Source organism: Blastocatellia bacterium (assembly GCA_035573895.1).
Classification (GTDB): Bacteria; Acidobacteriota; Blastocatellia; order HR10; family HR10; genus DATLZR01.
Genome location: DATLZR010000080.1, coordinates 17,235 through 35,218, shown reverse-complemented (window position 1 = coordinate 35,218; position 17,984 = coordinate 17,235). Strand labels below are relative to the sequence as shown.

9 protein-coding genes are annotated in these 17,984 nt (G+C 61.1%); all 9 read left to right on the top strand.

Annotated features, from left to right (window positions below; genetic code table 11):
• A partial coding sequence (locus VNM72_08210) for a carboxypeptidase regulatory-like domain-containing protein (GenBank protein ID HXF05385.1) occupies positions 1 to 1,411 on the top strand: 1,411 nt, incomplete at its 5' end.
• A 291-nt stretch (positions 1,412 to 1,702) separates the two neighbouring features.
• Positions 1,703 to 3,358 (top strand): amidohydrolase family protein, encoded by a 1,656-nt coding sequence (locus tag VNM72_08205; GenBank protein ID HXF05384.1) that lies wholly within the window; start codon positions 1,703 to 1,705, stop codon positions 3,356 to 3,358.
• Between the two features lie 86 nt (positions 3,359 to 3,444).
• Positions 3,445 to 5,127, top strand: coding sequence for an aminopeptidase P N-terminal domain-containing protein (locus VNM72_08200; protein ID HXF05383.1), 1,683 nt, complete (start codon positions 3,445 to 3,447; stop codon positions 5,125 to 5,127).
• 2 nt (positions 5,128 to 5,129) lie between these two features.
• A complete protein-coding gene (locus VNM72_08195) occupies positions 5,130 to 6,632 on the top strand; it encodes an amino acid permease (protein ID HXF05382.1) in 1,503 nt (500 codons plus the stop codon).
• 292 nt (positions 6,633 to 6,924) lie between these two features.
• The gene (locus tag VNM72_08190; protein ID HXF05381.1) at positions 6,925 to 8,883 is read left to right on the top strand and encodes a DUF885 family protein; all 1,959 of its coding nucleotides are present in this window, start codon (positions 6,925 to 6,927) and stop codon (positions 8,881 to 8,883) included.
• A gap of 40 nt (positions 8,884 to 8,923) precedes the next feature.
• Positions 8,924 to 10,723, top strand: coding sequence for a hypothetical protein (locus tag VNM72_08185; protein HXF05380.1), 1,800 nt, complete (start codon positions 8,924 to 8,926; stop codon positions 10,721 to 10,723).
• 175 nt (positions 10,724 to 10,898) lie between these two features.
• A complete protein-coding gene (locus tag VNM72_08180) occupies positions 10,899 to 13,751 on the top strand; it encodes a DUF5695 domain-containing protein (GenBank protein ID HXF05379.1) in 2,853 nt (950 codons plus the stop codon).
• A gap of 56 nt (positions 13,752 to 13,807) precedes the next feature.
• Positions 13,808 to 16,045 (top strand): TIM-barrel domain-containing protein, encoded by a 2,238-nt coding sequence (locus VNM72_08175; GenBank protein HXF05378.1) that lies wholly within the window; start codon positions 13,808 to 13,810, stop codon positions 16,043 to 16,045.
• Between the two features lie 364 nt (positions 16,046 to 16,409).
• Positions 16,410 to 17,843 carry a prepilin peptidase gene (locus VNM72_08170; GenBank protein ID HXF05377.1) on the top strand — a complete coding sequence of 478 codons (1,434 nt, stop codon included), beginning with the start codon at positions 16,410 to 16,412 and terminating at the stop codon, positions 17,841 to 17,843.
• The last annotated feature ends 141 nt before the right edge of the window (positions 17,844 to 17,984 follow it).

The window sequence follows — 17,984 nt, the reverse complement described above, 5'->3', positions numbered from 1 at the left end:
ACCGCCGTTTCGGTTTTTCCCCGCCAGCTTCAGTTTTCCGCTGCCGCTGGCCAGCTTCGCCTTCACCAACACGACGATCTCGACGATTGATCCGAACATCCGTGCGCCCTACGTTCAGTCCTGGACGGTGAGCCTGCAACGCGAGCTGATGTCGGGGACGGTGCTGGAGATTCGTTATGTCGGGAATCGGGGCGTTCGCCTCTGGCACACGTTCAACATCAACGAGGTGAATATCTACGAAAACGGCTTCCTCCGCGAATTCCTGGCGGCGCAGAATAATCTCGCCATCAGCCGGGCCAACGGACAGAACAGCTTCGCCAATGTCGGGCTTCCCGGCCAGGTCCCGCTCCGCATCTTTGAAGCCGCCTTTGCCGGCCTGCCCCCGAGTCAGGGATTCAGCAACAGCAATTTCATCACGTTGCTGCAAACGGGACAGGCGGGAGCACTGGCCAACATTCTTTCGTCTAACTCGACCTATTTCTGTCGTCTCGTCGGGAGCGCATTTGAACCCTGCGCCCGTCTCGGTTTCACCTCAGCAGGACAATTTCCGGTCAACTTTTTCCGACTCAATCCCTTTGTCGGGACGGCGCGACTGCTCAGCGACAACTCCTTCTCCAGCTACAACGGACTTCAGGTCGAGTTGCGGCACCGATTCTCGCGGGGATTGACCTTCAATCTCAATTACTCCTGGGGTCATGCGCTCACGGATCGGTATAACAAGAATGTGGACAATGCGAGCAATTTCGCAACGCTGCGAAATCGGCGATTGGATCGGGGACCGTCGCCGTTCGACATCCGGCATGTCTTCCAGGCGTTCGGCACCTATGAGCTTCCCTTCGGACCGGGACGGCGATTTGCCTCCACCAGTTCCGTCGCCAACAAAGTGATCAGCAACTGGGTGGTCGGCTGGATCGTTCGCTGGCAGACGGGCCTTCCCTTCAAACTCAGCAGCGGTCGGAACACGGTCAACCAGGAAGACGCCGGCGTGGTCCTCAACGGCGTGACCTCCTCCGATCTCCAGAAGATGGTTGGCGTTTTTAAGCCGTCGGGTCGGCCCGACGTCTTCTTCCTCGATCCGAAAGTGGTGGGGAGCGATGGCAGAGCCAATCCCGCCTTCCTCCTGCCGCCGACCACGCCGGGGCAGTTCGGCAGTTTCGTCTATCTCTACGGTCCGAACTTTGTGACCGCCGATCTCTCGGTGGCCAAGGCCCTGCCGTTGGTGGGAGAGAAACTGCGCATGGAATTTCGCACCGAGTTCGTCAATGCCTTCAACCATCCGATCTTTGAAGTTCCGACGGGGGGAACGTTCAGCGTCGTTCCGATCAGCATCACTTCGACGGCCTTCGGTCGCACGACGACGACGATGACGCTGCCCCGTCAGGTCCAGTTCCGAATTCGCCTGGCATTTTAAGGGCGACGCGCGAGGCAGGAACTGGCCAGGCTCGTCATCCGCCATCGGAGCGCGAGGAGCAGTAAAAAGATCGGCGGCCCCGTGTCGTCCACGGGCAGCGGTCGTGATAGAATATGCGCTCGCCCGCATCAGGACGGAGCGCTATCTCAACAGCCTTGGAGGTACGCCTGACTGAATGGGGCAGCGACGATGATCAATCGGGGAGAGCGTGATCGGTCAGGAGGGATTCTTCCCCGATGAGAATCCGTGCCGGCCTCCAGCCGGCACGACCACGCTTTCGGAGGGAGGCTTATGAATCGAAAGTCAAAAACGGTGGTGAGTGGTCTGCTTCTTTTCCTCGTCATTGCCAGCAGTGGACTATCCTTGCCGGTACTGAGTCAGCAACGACAGCCGGACGCCCAGTTGATTCCCGCTCCCCCGCGACGATCCGATGAGGGAGTCGGCCCGTTCCGAACTCTGGTGATTCGCGGAGCCATCCTCATTGATGGTACCGGTGCGCCGCCGCGGGGCCCCGTGGACATTGTCATCGAAAACAACCGGATTAAGGAAATTCGGGTGGCGGGCACGCCGGGTCTTCCCCTGCGGCCCAATCGCCCGCCGGAGAACCCCGACTATGAGATTGATGCCACCGGGATGTACGTCCTGCCGGGTTTTGTGGACATGCATGTTCACGCCGGCGGACCGCCCAAAAACCCCGAAGCCGAGTACGCCTATAAACTCTGGATGGCGCATGGGGTCACCACCGTGCGCGGCGTTCCCCTCGCTCCCAACGAGATCGCCGTGAAAGAGAAGGAGCGTAGCGCCCGCAATGAGATCGTGGCTCCGCGCATCTTCAACTACCAGCGCCCGGGCACCGGCTGGGGGCGCGGCCCGGTGAGAACGCCCGAAGAGGCCCGCGAGTGGGTGCGCTGGGCGGCGCAAAACGGCGTGGATGGGTTGAAGCTCGACGCCTATCCTCCGGAGATCATGGCGGCGCTGCTGGATGAAGCCAAAAAGCACGGACTGGGATCAACGGCTCACCTCTCGCAACTCGGCGTCGCCCGCATGGATGCTCTGGAAGCCGCCCGCCTGGGACTGGGAACCGTCACCCATTTCTACGGCCACTTTGAAGCGTTGCTCAAAGACTACGTCGTGCAGCCCTGGCCCGTTGACTACAACTACTACAACGAACAGGATCGCTTCGGTCAGGTCGCCCGGCTCTGGGACAAGATTCATCCGCCGGGCAGTCCCGAGTGGAACGACTATCTCAAAGAACACAAGAAACTGGGGACGACCTTCGATCCCACGATGGTCGCCTATCTGGCCAGCCGCGACCAGATGCGCATGCGCAATGCCGACTGGCACGAGAAATACACGCTCCCCTCGCTCATGGACTTCTATGAAGCCAACCGGGCCAATCACGGTTCCTACTGGTACTACTGGACGACATGGGACGAAGTCGCCTGGAAGAATTTCTATCAGGTCTGGTTCCGGCTGCTCAACGATTACAAAAAGATCGGTGGACGCGTGACGGTGGGGTCGGACTCCGGCTTCATCTACAACACCTACGGGTTCGGGTTCATTCAGGAGATGGAGCTGCTTCAGGAGGCCGGGTTTCATCCCCTGGAAGTCATTCAGGCAGCGACTCTGAACGGGGCGCTCACCCTTCACGAACCCAAGGGGAAACCGCTGGAGTTCGGCATCGTGCGCGAGGGAATGCTGGCCGATCTGGTGATCGTGGATCAGAATCCGCTGGAGAATCTGAAGGTTCTCTACGGGACGGGCGCCATCAAGCTCAACGATAAGACCGGTAAGGTCGAGCGCGTGGGCGGCATCAAGTGGACGATCAAAGACGGTATCGTCTACGATGCCAAAAAGCTCCTGGCCGACGTCGCCCGCATGGTCGAAAAGCAAAAACAAGAGCGGCTCAAAGTCGCCGCCGACAGTACGACCAACGCGAAAAAGTAACCGCGCTCGGTGCACCGCCCACCTTCTCAGCGTGCGGCGGTGCACCGGCCGGACGAACCCGCGCGGCATTTTTCGGAGGCGTCATCATGCTGAGGATGCGATGGTGGTGTACCCTGGGGATGATCCTTCTTGTGCCGCTGAGACCTTGCGGCCAGAGCCGACCGTATTACCAATCGCACTTCCCGCCGGACGAATTCAAGGCCCGCTGGAACAAGATCTTTGATCGAATCGGGGATCGGGCCGTTGCCCTTGTTCAAGGAGCGCCGCAGGTCGGAGGGTTCATTTATCCCCGTCAGACCAACGAGTTCTATTACCTCTGCGGGGTGGAGACGCCTCACTCCTACATTATCCTGGATGGACGAACGCGTCGGGTGACGCTGGTGCTGCCGCCCCGGAATCCGCGGCTGGAGAGCGCTGAAGGGCGCGTCCTCTCGGCCGAGGATGCCGAACTGGTGAAACAGCTCACCGGTGTGGATGAGGTGTTGAGCACATCGGCGATGACGGCCGACTGGATGCGCCAGTTTCTCGGACGGCCCGCTCCGGTGATTTACACGCCGATGGCCCCGGCCGAAGGCGCTGCCCAGAGTCGCGGCGAACTCCTGGCTGCGCAATCCAGCATCGCGCTGGATTACTGGGACGGGCGTCCTTCACGGGAGGCGCATTTTGTCGGACTCCTTCGCACGCGCTTTCCTCAGGTGGAAGTACGGGACCTCTCGCCCATCCTCGATGAGCTGCGGAGCGTGAAAAGTCCCCGCGAGATCGCCCTCATTCGCCGGGCGTCTCAACTGGCGGGACTCGGTTTGATCGAAGCGATGAAAGCCACGCGACCCGGCGTCTATGAGTATCAGCTCGATGCCGTCGCCCGCTACGTCTTCCTCGTCAACGGAGCCCGATTGGAAGGATATCGCTCGATTGTCGCCTCCGGCACGGCCAACATCTGGAATATCCACTACTACCGCAATCTCGATCAGTTGAAGGAAGGCGATCTCGTCCTGATGGACTATGCTCCCGACTACGGCTATTACACCAGCGATGTCGCCCGCATGTGGCCGGTGAGCGGTCGCTTCAGCCCCTGGCAGCGGGAGTTGCTCCAGTTCGTGCTGGAGTACCGAAACGCCGTCCTCGCCCGCATTCGTCCCGGCGTGACCGTGCAAACGATCCTCAGTGAAGCCCGAGCGGCGATGGAGGACGTCTTTCGCCGGACGACGTTCTCCAAGCCGATTTACGAACGGGCCGCCCGTCGGCTGGTGGAAACGGGAGGAGGCGTCTTCTCTCATCCCGTGGGAATGGCCGTTCATGATGTGGGCACCTATACGCGCGATGTGCTCAAACCCGGACAGGTCTTCTCGATTGATCCGCAGTTGCGCGTGCCCGAAGAGAATCTCTACCTCCGGTATGAAGACGTGGTGGTCGTGACGGAGACGGGCGTGGAGAATTTCACCGATTTCTTGCCCTCGGAATTAGACGATATCGAGAAACTCGTCGGACGAGGGGGGATGCTCCAGGCCTTTCCTCCGGTTCCCGAAAGCGAGCTGAAGCCGCAGAGAAAACAGGGCACCACTGAACGGAGTGACCGGCCCGACGGAGCCCGGATTTCCCCGACGGTGCGCAGACGCGAAAGTCTGTGCCCCATTTCCGCGGGAATCGCCCATGCGCTCACGCACCCCACGATGAAAATGCGTTCGCCAACGGATGAAACCGCCCACCTGAGGCGTGATCCGCCGGAACCTTTCACCCGCTGGGAGATCATTTTTCACAAGGGAGGATGAGGGTGAAACCCTTTCAGGCCACCGCAAAGGATGTTCCTCACGAAGCGCCCGGGGAGTTTACTCGAGCGCTGGGACTGTTCGATTCCACCATGATTGTCGTGGGAATCATGATCGGATCGGGCATCTTCATTGTCTCAGCGGACATGGCCCGGCAGATCGGCAGTCCCGGCGGATTGCTCCTGGCGTGGGTCATCACCGGTGTGTTGACGATCGCGGGAGCCCTCTCTTACGGCGAGCTGGCCGCGATGATGCCGCGCGCCGGAGGCCAGTATGTTTACCTTCGCGAGGCGTTCTCGCCGCTGTGGGGCTTCCTTTACGGCTGGACGCTCTTTCTCGTCATTCAAACCGGCACGATTGCCGCCGTGGCGGTCGCTTTCGCTCGCTTTTTCGGCGTACTGTGGCCGACGATCTCGGAGGAGCGCTACCTGATCGGACCGGTGCATCTGTCGTCAGGCTATGCGCTGTCGCTGTCCACCAATCAAGTGGTGGCGGTATCGGTCATCGGACTGTTGACGTGGATCAACAGCCGCGGCTTGAGATACGGTAAGATCGTGCAGAACCTTTTCACCACGGCCAAGACCGGCGCGCTCATCGCTCTGATCGTGCTGGGGCTGCTGGTGGGCTGGAACGCGCAGGCGGTGGAGATGAATTTCGGCGACCTCTGGACGGCGCGCGGCCAGGTGGCCATTGTTCCCGGACTGGATGCGACGACGTTCTTTGGGCTGTTGGTCGCCCTCTGCGTCGCACAGACGGGATCGCTCTTTTCCGCCGATGCTTGGCACAACATCACCTTCACCGCCGGAGAGGTGAAAAATCCCAAACGCACGATTCCCCTGTCCATGGCCCTCGGCACGGGCATCGTCATCACCCTTTATCTGCTGGCCAATACCGCGTATCTCGTGACCCTGCCGCTGTCGGGGATTCAACAGGCTCCTTCGGATCGAGTGGCGACGGCGATGCTCGAACGGATTTTCCCCGGCACGGGGACGATGCTCATGGCGGGAGCCATCATGATTTCGACGTTCGGGACGATCAACGGGTTGATACTGGCCGGTGCCCGCGCCTACTATGCCATGGCCCGGGACGGCCTCTTCTTTAACTTCGCGGGTCACCTGAACTCAGCGCGCGTGCCCGGCTGGGCGCTTCTGCTGCAAGGTCTGTGGGCAGCGGCACTGGTCCTCCCCCGAACCTACAATGAAGCGACCGGCCGGTACGGAAACCTCTACAGCAATCTCCTCGATTATGTCATCTCGGCGGCGCTTCTTTTTTACATCGCCACGATCGTCGGCATCTTTCGCTTGCGCTCCCGGCGACCCGATCTGGAACGCCCCTATCGCGTCTGGGGCTATCCCTTTGTGCCGCTTCTTTACATTGCGGGAGCCGCGACGATTGTGATCGTCCTCTTCATCTACCGACCGGCAACCACCTGGCCGGGGCTGGTCATTGTGCTTACGGGATTCCCCGTTTATGAGCTGTTCCGTCGCTGGCGAGCAATCAAAACGTAGCGCAAACCTTCCCGCCCGCGATGAACGGCGAGCGGGAAAAGCCTGCGCTGCACAACCCGGGAGCACCCCGGCAAACGGCCGGCCGCGCAAAAGGTCGAACCAGGCAGGCAAGCAACTTGCACTGCCAGGGATTTTCCGAAGGACTTCGGCCGAAAAACTATGGTTAATGAGAGTCACCCGCGGAGGAAAAAGACGGATGAGTGATCCGTGAGAACCCTATCATCCGTGGGCGGAGATTTTTCGCGTCATTCCGTATGTCTCGCAGGCTATTTTTCGGAGGAGGGGAGAGAAGATGAAAACACTGGCCCTGATGATTCTGGTCGTTGAAGTGATGCTGAGCGGGTGGACTCCCGCGTGGTCATCCACCCGCAAGCCGTCGAATGAACCTCAGCGGACGTCGTCCCGGCCAACGGCGGCTCAGCCGACTCCGGCTGCAGATGCCGACGACCTGGACCGATCCTCGAGCGAAATTCGCCCTCTCATTGAACGGTACTCGGTGGATCTGGGAAATCTCAACCGGTTTTACACCATCGCCATCTCGCCGACGCGCCGCGAGCGCCTCAAGCAGTTCTACACCGACTGGCGCGCGCGCCTGGATCGGCTCCCCTTTGACGGGCTCAGTTTCGATGGGAAGGTGGATTATCTGCTGTTCCGAAACTATCTCGACTATCAGCTGCGCCAGTTGGACATTCAGGCGAAACAGATCGCTGAGATCGAACCTCTGATGCCGTTTGCCTCGATCATTATAGGGCTGGAAGAGGCACGACGGCGTATGGAGGCGATTGACCCGGCCAAGGTAGCCGCTTCGCTCGATGACCTCAACAGACAGATCGAGGCGACGCGACGCACAATCGAAACGGAACTGAGGCGGCGAGGCTCCGCCGAAGGGGCATCCGCCAATCCGATTTTCAAAAAGACAGTGGCCAATCGCGCGGCCACTGTGCTGACCGATCTGCGCACGACACTTCGCAACTGGTTCACCTTCTACAACGGCTATGATCCGCTTTTCACCTGGTGGGCGGAGGCGCCCTATCGCCAGGTGGATCAAACGCTGCAAAGCTACATCGCCTTTCTCCGCGAGCGCATTGTGGGCATTCGGGCGGAGACGGGCGAAGCAGGCGCCGACGTGGCAGCCGCCCGTACTTCTCCCGGAGGACAGTTCCGGAGCGCTCCGGGCGGAGGACGGACAGCCGCACCGCCGCGCCCGATCAGTGCCGAACCCGGTGGGGCCGACATCATCGGCGATCCCATCGGGCGCGAGGCCCTTATGACCGAACTGGCCCGGGAGATGATCCCTTATACGCCGGAGGAACTCCTTGCTCTTGCCGAGAGGGAGATGGCCTGGTGCGAAAACGAAATGAAGCGGGCCTCCCGCGAACTCGGCTACGGGGACGATTGGAAGCGGGCGCTCGAATATGTCAAGACCCGCTATGTCGAACCCGGCAAGCAGCCGGAACTCGTCCGCGATCTCGCGCTGGAGGCCATTCGGTTCCTGGAAGAACGTGACCTGGTGACGATCCCTCCGTTAGCGAAGGAGACCTGGCGCATGGAGATGATGTCGCCCGAGCGACAACTCGTCAATCCTTTCTTCACCGGTGGCGAAGTGATCACCGTCTCCTATCCGACCAACACGATGTCGCACGAGGCGAAGATGATGAGCCTGCGGGGGAACAATCGCCACTTCTCGCGGGCGACGGTCTTTCACGAACTCATTCCCGGCCATCATCTGCAAGGCTTCATGACGGCCCGATACAAACCCTACCGCAATCTCTTCAGCACGCCCTTCTGGGGCGAAGGCTGGGCGCTCTACTGGGAACTACTCCTGTGGGACCTGGGATTCCATCGGTCGCCGGAGGATCGCATCGGGGCGCTCTTCTGGCGGATGCACCGCTGCGCCCGGATCATCTTCTCGCTCAAGTTCCATCTGGGCGAGATGACTCCGCAGGAATGCATTGACTTTCTCGTCACGCGGGTGGGACACGAGCGCGCCAATGCCGAAGGGGAGGTCCGTCGGTCGTTCGGCGGACAGTACGGCCCGCTCTACCAGGCGGCGTACCTGCTCGGGGGCTTGCAATTCCGCGCCCTGCATCGCGAGCTGGTCGAGTCGGGCAAGATGACCAATCGCGCCTTCCACGATGCCATCCTCAAGGAAGGACGCATCCCGGTCGAGATGGTGCGCGCCATTCTCACCCGGCAGCCGCTCACCCGGGATTTCCGCTCCTCCTGGCGGTTTTATGATCTGGGACGGTGATGATGTGAGCGGCGATTTCTGCTGATGGAGGGAAACGACGATGAACCAGCGCCTCTCTCGTCGCGCCTTGCTTCAGGGTCTGGGGCTTGTGGGAGCCGGAGCGATCATTACTCCGGCTTCCTCGCGCTCCAGTCCCCCTCGCATTCTTCCTCAAGTGCCCAACGGGACCATTCATCCGTTCACTTCGACGACCGGCGTTCATGTCCCGCCGCGCGGGCGGTCGTACATGAAGTTCAGTTTCGATTTCCCGGAGCCGTCGGTCGAATTCGAGGGGTATCAATTCGGATTCCTCATCTTCACCCACGAGAACGTCTACAGTCTGGACCGAGAGCGAATGACGGTGGACGCGCGCGGAGAGGCGCTGGAACTTCGGTGCGATCGGTTCGTGTGGGCGGGAGGACAGGAGAAGGCTCCGGGACAGTTACGGGCGCGCCTGGAGAAACGTGGCGCGTTCATCGAGTGGGAGGTGACGGTGCGCATGGACCGTCCCCTGAAAGCCGCCACGACGATCATCCGGGGCGTGCCGCGCGGTCGCATCTCCAGTGCATTGCAGGGCTTTTTCGATCCGCGAGAGGACGAAGTGCTTCTGGGCTATCCCTTCTCCGGCGGAGACCTGTTCGGTCCGGGATCGGCGCGCGGCATGGAAACACCGCTGGCCATCGTGCAGGCGGGAGAGCGGGATTTCTTCTTCATCTCGTCGCTCGATGATCGCGTGCGGACTAAACGCTACTACTTCCAGCCGGGCGAGAGAGGCTATCGCCTGGAAGCCGTATGCGAGCTGGAAGGCTGGACGCGCCCGACGACGGTGACGTTTCCTCGCTGGCGCATTGGGCGAGCGCCGACGGTGGAGGCGATCGCGCGCGGGCACTATGAACACCTGGAACGGGTTTATCGCCTGCGACCGTGGGAGACGCGCGAGGACGTTCCCGAATGGCTGCGGCGGATCGCGCTGGTGGTGACGCTGCACGGCATGCACTACACGGGCTACATCTTCAACGACTACGCCCGCATGGGGGAGATCCTTCGCTGGATGGCCGAGCGCATCCCGGCTGATCGCGTGCTCGTCTTCCTCTCAGCCTGGGATGGCCGATACTACTGGGACTATCCCCTCTATCGGCCCGCTCCGCGCATGGGCGGCGAGGACGGCTTTCGTCGGCTCATTCGAGAAGCCCAGCGGCTGGGCTTCCGCATGATGCCGATGTTCGGAGCGAATGCGGCCAATCGCCAGCAGCCCGTCTTCGCCCGTCTGGCCGATGCGGCCACGGCGAAGATTGACGGCGATCGCTTCGATCTCAACTGGGTGGATTGGGACAACGATCGCCATCAGGACGGCTGGCTCTCGTATATGAATCTCGGCGTCGCCTCCTGGCGCGAGCATTTGTTCGAACGCATCTCGGAGGTCATCGAACGGTACGGCGTGGATGCCTACTTCCTCGACATCGTCGGCGGATGGGTGAACAATCCCAAGGCCGATATGCACGAAGGGACTCGACGGCTCGTCCTCGACCTGCGGGCGAAATATCCGCACGTGCTGGCTTGCGGCGAGATGCATTACGACGCGCTGCTGGAGTTCATCCCGCTTTATCATGTGTTCTCGCAGTTCGCCTATCCGGCAGCCGTGCAGAAATACGCGCGCTTTTTCCAGCACCTCAGCCATCCGGCTCCGGGACGGGGCAGCACCGGCGTGCACGAAGCCGGCTTCGGTCGCTGGAATCCGGCGACGCTTTTGCTTCGGGATGAGCAGATACCCACGCTCAGCGTCGTGGACGATACCTTCACGACCTATCGTGATCAGATGGAAGCGGTGATCCGTCGCGCCCGCCAGCGCGCGGGAATCTAGGGCATGTAAATGAGTTTACCCGGAGAGCGCACGCTTCTCGCCTGCCTGTTGTCCGCAAGATGTGGGCGCTCCCAGAGTACGGGCAATTGAAAATCCCTAAAGTGGCGCCAGCTTCCGAGTCTGCCCCCGGCCGCAGGCAGGAACGCCGGCGCCGCTCTTTGAAAGGGTGCTTCGGATGAAACCGAACGCAGCACGATCGCTCATCATCCTGAGCCTGGTCGCAGCTTTTCCCTTTCGATTCGGACCGGTATCGGGACAAAACCTTTCGGGGACAATTCGCACCGAGAATTTCACGCTCGTCTATGATCGTCGGGGAATCACCCGGTTGTGGAATCCTCATGATCCCGTTCAGGCCGATCTGTTGAGCGGCGAGGGTCGTCTGGGGGAACCGGTCGTGACCTACCGGGTCGAAGGAGGCGATTGGCTGCCGATTTACACCGGAACTCGAACGCTCCAAGCGGAGCCGGACAAAGGCGCGCTCACTTACACGGATTTCGATCCCGGATCACCGCTCAAGATGCTCCAGCAGTTCAAAATCGAGGGTGCGGTTCTCGACTGGACGATCGAGATCGAGACGACGATGAACTTCCCCGTGCAGATCGGAGACCTCGCATTGCCGATCCCCTGGCGCTTCCCCGCGGGAGAGACGCGAACGATTTTCGAGCGAAGCTGGACCAAGCATCATTTCATCAGCGGGCATGGATCGTTCCTGTATTTTGTGCGACCCAATGGAGAGCCTCCCTATCTCGTCATCACCGTCCATCCGGGAACGAAGTTCGAGTACTACACGTCCGAGGGGCGGCGGAATTATCGCGCCTATATCCATTCGGGGCTCTCCGGTGGACGCGAGACGCGGGGAAGCTGGCGGCAGCCGCATACGTTTTTAGAGCTACAGCCGGCGGGCGCTTCGGGAAGCAAAATTCGCTATGGGGTTCGATTTCAGTGGGCGCGGTCGTATGCGGAGATGCGCGAGATTCTCTATCGGGAGGGACTCTTCGATATTCGCGTCGTCCCCGGGATGACCGTCCCCGAAGACCTGACGGCCACACTCGCCCTTCACACGAAGGCCCGCATCGAAGCGCTGGAGCCGGAGTTCCCGGAGCACACGCGCATCACGTATCTCGGCGAGCGGCATCCCCATCATCACCTCTATCGCATCGCCTTCTCGCGGCTCGGCGAGAATGTGCTGACGATTCGACACGACGGTGGGCGACGAACATATCTGGAGTTCTTCGTGACGGAGCCGCTTGAGACTCTGATCAAAAAGCGAAGCCGGTTCATCACCCAGCGGCAGCAACATCGAGATCCGTCCAAGTGGTACAACGGGCTCTACTCGGTCTACGACATGAAGAACAACGTCTTGCGAAGCCCGGATGACACCGATGGATTCGACTATTGGTGGGGATATGTGCTGGCCTCCGATGATCCCGCCCTCGGCAAAGCTCCGTTCGTCGCGGCGAAAAACGTGCACTTTCCCGATCCGCAGGAGATCGCGTCGGTCGAGTACTATATCGAGCACTTCGTGTGGGGAGGGTTGCAACGCACGGATCGGGAGCATCCGTATCCCTACGGCATTTACGGCGTGCCCAACTGGAAGGTGAATCGCGATCCCGATCCAAGAGCGCGCGCCGGGATTCGGAATCGCCATCTCGACAAGATGCCCATCTGGCGCTCGTTCGATTATCCTCACGTCATCATGCTCTACTTCCACATGTACGAGATCGCCAGGAAATATCCGCACCTCGTACGCTATCTCGATGCGCAGGGGTATCTCGAACGCGCTTACCAGACGGCGCGGGCCTACTTCCTCTATCCCTACGAGATCTTGCCGGAGGAGTACGAGACGTACAAGATCGGCTGCTACAACGAAGTGGTGATCTTATCGCTCATCGCTGCGCTGGAGCGAGAGGGATTTCCGGAGAAAGCGGCGTGGCTTCGCAGCGAGTGGGAGAAGAAAGTCAAATACTTCATCTACGACGACCCTTATCCCTATCGCTCGGAATATCCGTTCGACCGAACGGCATTCGAGACGACCTACGCCGTGGCCAAGTACGGAGCCACGCACGAGATGAAACCGGACCAGAATCTCTGGTTCGACAAGCGACTGCGGAAGTGGTACTCGCATCCGGTCGTGCGAAAGGAAGATGCGCGGGCATTCATGGAGCGGCAGTTGCGGGCGAATCTGGCCGTTCGCGGATGGTTGGAGGCGGCCTATTACCTGCTCGGAGCGGATTTCACCGGCTCCTCCGATGTGGGCGCGATGAGCTACATGGCCGCGATGGGAGGATGGGCGATCCTCGACTACGCCATCCATTTTGCAGCCGATCCCGCCGACTGGCTTCAACTCGGCTATGCCTCAATTCTGAGTTCCTGGTCGCTGATGAACACGGGGCGACCGGAGACGAATTACGGATTCTGGTTCCCCGGCAAAGAGAATGACGGAGCCGCGGGATGGCAGTTCATGACGGCCAAGTTCGGGCGCGCGTGGATTCGGAAGGATATGCCGCGGGGAGCCTGGCATTACGATGGCGAGATTGATCTCGGCTTCGGCGGCGCCCTTCGGGCAGCGGCCACGATCCTGACGCGCGATCCGCTCTTCGATTGGTTCGCCTACGGCGGCGCTCTCACCGCGTCGGAAGACGGGTTCTCGGTCATCCCGCGCGATGGGCTGCGGAAACGATTCCACATCGTGCTTGCCGATTTCCGAATGGCGATCGAACTGGACCGGGACGGACTGGCCGCCGAACGGCCGATTTTCGTCGCAAGGGACGTCGGGCGCATTCGGATGGTGATCGAGAATCGAACGGCCGATGCGCACGTGACGCTGCTCAAGGTCTCGCTCCGAGACGCTGCGCCGGGAGAGAAGTCTCCCGAGGAGACGGAGCGCATGGCTTATGCCATCGTTCAGGATGGACGACGCGTGGGAGTTGTTCGACTTGGAGAGGAGTCCGAGATCACATTGAACATCTCCGGAGACGCGACGGTCGTCGAGCTTGTTCGAGAGCGCGAGGGAGGCCGGAGGAACTGAGCAAACGGGTTCCTTCACGCGTGTTCCGGAAGACGTGTCCGAGCCAGGAGTGGAATATGGTGGAGGTCACTCGACGCGAGGTGTTGAAGGGGATGAGCGCGACGGCGGCCGGGGTGTTTTTCGGCGCTCGCGGGAGTCGCGCTCAAGAGGAGCTTCGGATTCTGGGGCGACCCGTTGAGATCGTGGTTTCTCCCGTGAGCGCTCGCGCGGTGCGCCTCAGCGTGGTGCCGCTTGAAGCCGGTCGTCCGGCGCCGATCCCGCAGGACGGTTCGCTCGTTCGAGAGACGTGGGGAGCACCGGCTGTGCGACTGCGATCTCTTCGTAGCTCGCAGCGCGTGCCGTCGGGAGATCTCGTCGTCTGGTTCTCTCCGGAGCCGCTGACCATTCACATCGAGACGCGCGAGGGACGTCTCGTCCAGCGACTCCAGCTTGATCCGCGCACCGGCGCGATGAGTTTTCTCCCGGGGGATGGGCCTGTTCTCGGTCTCGGACAGGGAGGACCGCAATTCGACCGTCGGGGATCGCGCGATCTCATGCGCAGCGGCCAGGGAGGGTATCGCTTGCGCACGCACGGCGGGCGCGTGCCGATTCCCTGGCTCATCGGGACATCGGGATGGGCGATGTTCGTGCATCAGCCGGAGGGGATCTTCGATCTCACGGGGGTCGAAGGCCGGTTCGAGCCGCGTCGTCCGGAGGAGGCGCTTCCGCTCGATGTCTTCGTCATCGGGACGCCGGAGCCGAGGGAGATCATGGCCGAATACGCGCGTCTCACGGGACTGCCCGAAATGCCCCCGATTTGGGCCCTGGGGTATCAACAATCGCACCGCACGCTCGCCGGCCGAGACGAAGTCCTCTCCGTCGCCCGGACCTTCCGGGAGAAGAAGTTGCCCTGCGATGTGCTCATTTACCTGGGAACTGGATTCACGCCGTCGGGCTGGAACACGGCCAACGGATCCTTCTCGTTCAATCGGTCGGTGTTCCCCGATCCCGAACGCATGATCCGCGAACTACACGAGATGAACTTTCGCATCGTCTTGCATGTCGTCATCCTCTCGCGCGCGTTGCGGGGAACGGCACGGGACGGGTGCGAGCTGGCGCGATTCGACGAGGAAGAAGCGGGATGCTACTGGAATCTGCACCGGCGCGTGTTCGCCATGGGCGTGGACGGGTGGTGGGTGGATGAAGGCGATCCGCTCGATCGCGCGTCGCGCCTTGTGCGCAATCGCTTGTACTGGGAAGCCCCGCAGATAGATCGTCCCAACGAGCGTCCATACGCCCTGCATCGCAACGGGCACGCCGGCATGCAGCGGTATGCTGCGTTTCTCTGGTCGGGCGATGTCTACTCGACCTGGGAGACGCTGCGCACGCATGTTCCGGTGGCCGTCAACACCGGTTTGAGCGGCATCCCTTACTGGGGGACGGATACGGGAGGATTCGTTCCGACGAAGGAGCTGACGGGAGAACTCTACGTGCGATGGTTTCAATTCAGCGCCTTCTGTCCGCTCTTTCGCTCGCATGGGCGGACCTGGCATCTGCGCCTGCCCTGGGGATGGAATACGGGACAGTTGGGACCGGATGAGATTCGCTCCTATAGCGATGCTGCCAATCCCGATCCGAGCGAACTGCGCAATCCACACGTCGAGCCGATTTGCCGCACGTATCTGGAATGGCGCTATCGGCTCCTGCCGTATCTCTACAGCGTCGTGCGCGAGGGATGTGAGACCGGACTGCCGATCATCCGGGCTTTGTGGCTGCATTATCCTCGCGATTCCGCGGCCGTCGGGCGCGGCGATCAGTACCTGTGGGGGCGCGACATTCTGGTCGCGCCGGTGACGGAGAAGGGAGCGACCGTGCGGCGGCTCTATCTGCCGTCAGACCTGTGGTACGACTTCTGGACGGAAGAGCGCGTGGACGGGGGACGAGAAGTAGAACGCACGGTGGATCTGGCGACGATGCCGCTCTATGTGCGGGCAGGAACGATTCTTCCCCTGGGGCCGGTGAAACAGTACACGATGCAACCGAGCGAGGAGCCGATCACGCTGACGATCTATCCGGGAGCGAACGGGCGATTCGTCCTCTACGAAGACGATGGCGTGACGCTCGATTACCGCCGGGGGGAGCAGATGAAGATCGAAGCCGTATGGAACGATCGCGCGCGACGACTCGGGCTTCGGCTCGTCGAGGGCACGCGGATGCTGCCGCCGTCGCCCCGGCGATTTCATCTCCGGATCGCCTCGCAAAAGGAGGTGCGCACGGTCGTCTTCACCGGAGAACCTGTGGAAGTCTCGCTCTGACGACGAGAGCGCGCTCCTCACTCATCCGCTTATTGAGCGCAGCGGCTCGCGCGTCCACCGCCGATCCACCATTCGCAGATACCCAACGGATTTTCGTCATTCAGCTCATCGGGCAGCGGCCACATCGGGAGGACGAGGAAAATCGGGGGGTGGTTCCGTAAGGTGGGAAACTCAGGCAACCTTCAGCCGCTGGTGAGTGCGGTGGGCTGTCGGTGTCCATGGAACAGGTCCACTCGCAAGACGGCCATTCGTCCTCTTTCGGGCCACCACATTCCCGGCAATTTCAGTCCCGCGAGATGCCCAGTCTGGGGGCAAATTGATCCCCCTGATTGCCTCTACATGGTGGCTGGAGGCGCTTACAAACATGACGCGCTCGTATAAGCACCGGAAGATCGAAAAGGACTTGTACTGCCGGTGCGATGGGACAAAGAAGATCGCTGCACCTCCGGGGCAGCCTCCGCAGGCGGTAGCGATCGTCACCAATCTGGTGGCGGGCCTGCTACGCCGACGCGGGATGGCGAATGTGCCGGAGCCGCAGCGGCGCTTTGCTGCCTCTCCACGAGGTGCATTGGACGTGATCCTTCGTCCTCCGGGCCGACTTGGGCAACAGTCTCGCTGCACACCATCCCTTGACAAGGCGGCTCGCTTACAAGATGCTACTTGCCCGATGTACGAGGTCATCAATGGCACGTTCGGGATGTTGATTGCCTTTCTCTGGGGCCTGATCATCGGCAGTTTCCTCACCGTCGTGGTCCATCGTGTGCCACGCGGACGGTCCATTGTCCGACCCGGTTCGCACTGTCCTCGCTGTCAGGCTCCCATTCGCCCGCGTGATAACATTCCGGTGATTGGTTATCTTCTGCTTCGCGGGCGCTGCCGTGCCTGTGGCCAACGGATCTCCCCGCTCTATCCGGTGATCGAGTTGACGACGGCGATTCTCTTTGTCGTCGCCTTTCGCCAGACCGGATTCAGCGGATTGTTCATCCTCAATTGCGGTTTCATTGCTGCGCTCATCGCCCTGGCCGTGATTGATGCCGAGCATCGAATTCTGCCCGATGCCCTCACCTATCCCGGATTCGTCCTGGCTGTGGGGCTGCGGGCGATGATTCCCTCGGCCCAGTTGAAGCCCGACATTCTATCGGCGATTTACCTTCCTTTTGAGTCAGAAGCCGAGGGGGATCACCAGGCCGCTCTCGGTGCCGTGATGATTGCCCTGACGGGGTTCTTTATTCTTCTCATCGAGTGGCTCGATTATCTGGTTCTCGGCCGGAAGCTCGATGACGCAGAAGCGATATCCCCTCCTGATTCTGCTGCGTATCCGGCAGATGACGGAGGTCAGTCTCTTCCGGGCGAGACGGCTGCTGAAGAATCTCGGAGCGAGGATCGGCGCAGTTGGCTGGAGTGGAGCGTAATTGGATTAGCACTGGCTCTTGGCGCTCTCTTCTACGTCCTCACGCGGCAGCAGCCGGAGCTGGCCCAGGCCGGCATCGAGTCGCTCGGTCGCTCCCTCTTTGGCGCAGCCGTCGGAGGGGGATTCCTCTGGTTCTCGCGCCTGGCGTATTTTGCCGTGCGGCGGCTGGAAGGTGTCGGCTTCGGAGACGTCAAGATGATGCTTGTGGTCGGAGCCTATCTCGGCTGGCAGGGAGCGTTCATGACGATTTTGCTCGGCTCCATCCTCGGCTCGATCTACGGTGTGAGCCTCATGATCGTCCGCCGGGAGCGGAATCCCAAAATGCCCTTCGGGTTGTTTCTGGGGATTGCTGCTCTGGTCGCCCTGTTTGTGCTCCAGAGCGTCTGACCGAGCGAAGTTTCCTCACGTTGAGCGACCATCAGACCCGAAGCGGTGGCGCGTGTGCCCCCTCGTCCTCATTGCTGTCGCCGGTGCCTCTGTGTGATACTACAAGGCCGTTGGTGGGAACCGGGAGAAAAGCGCTCGTGC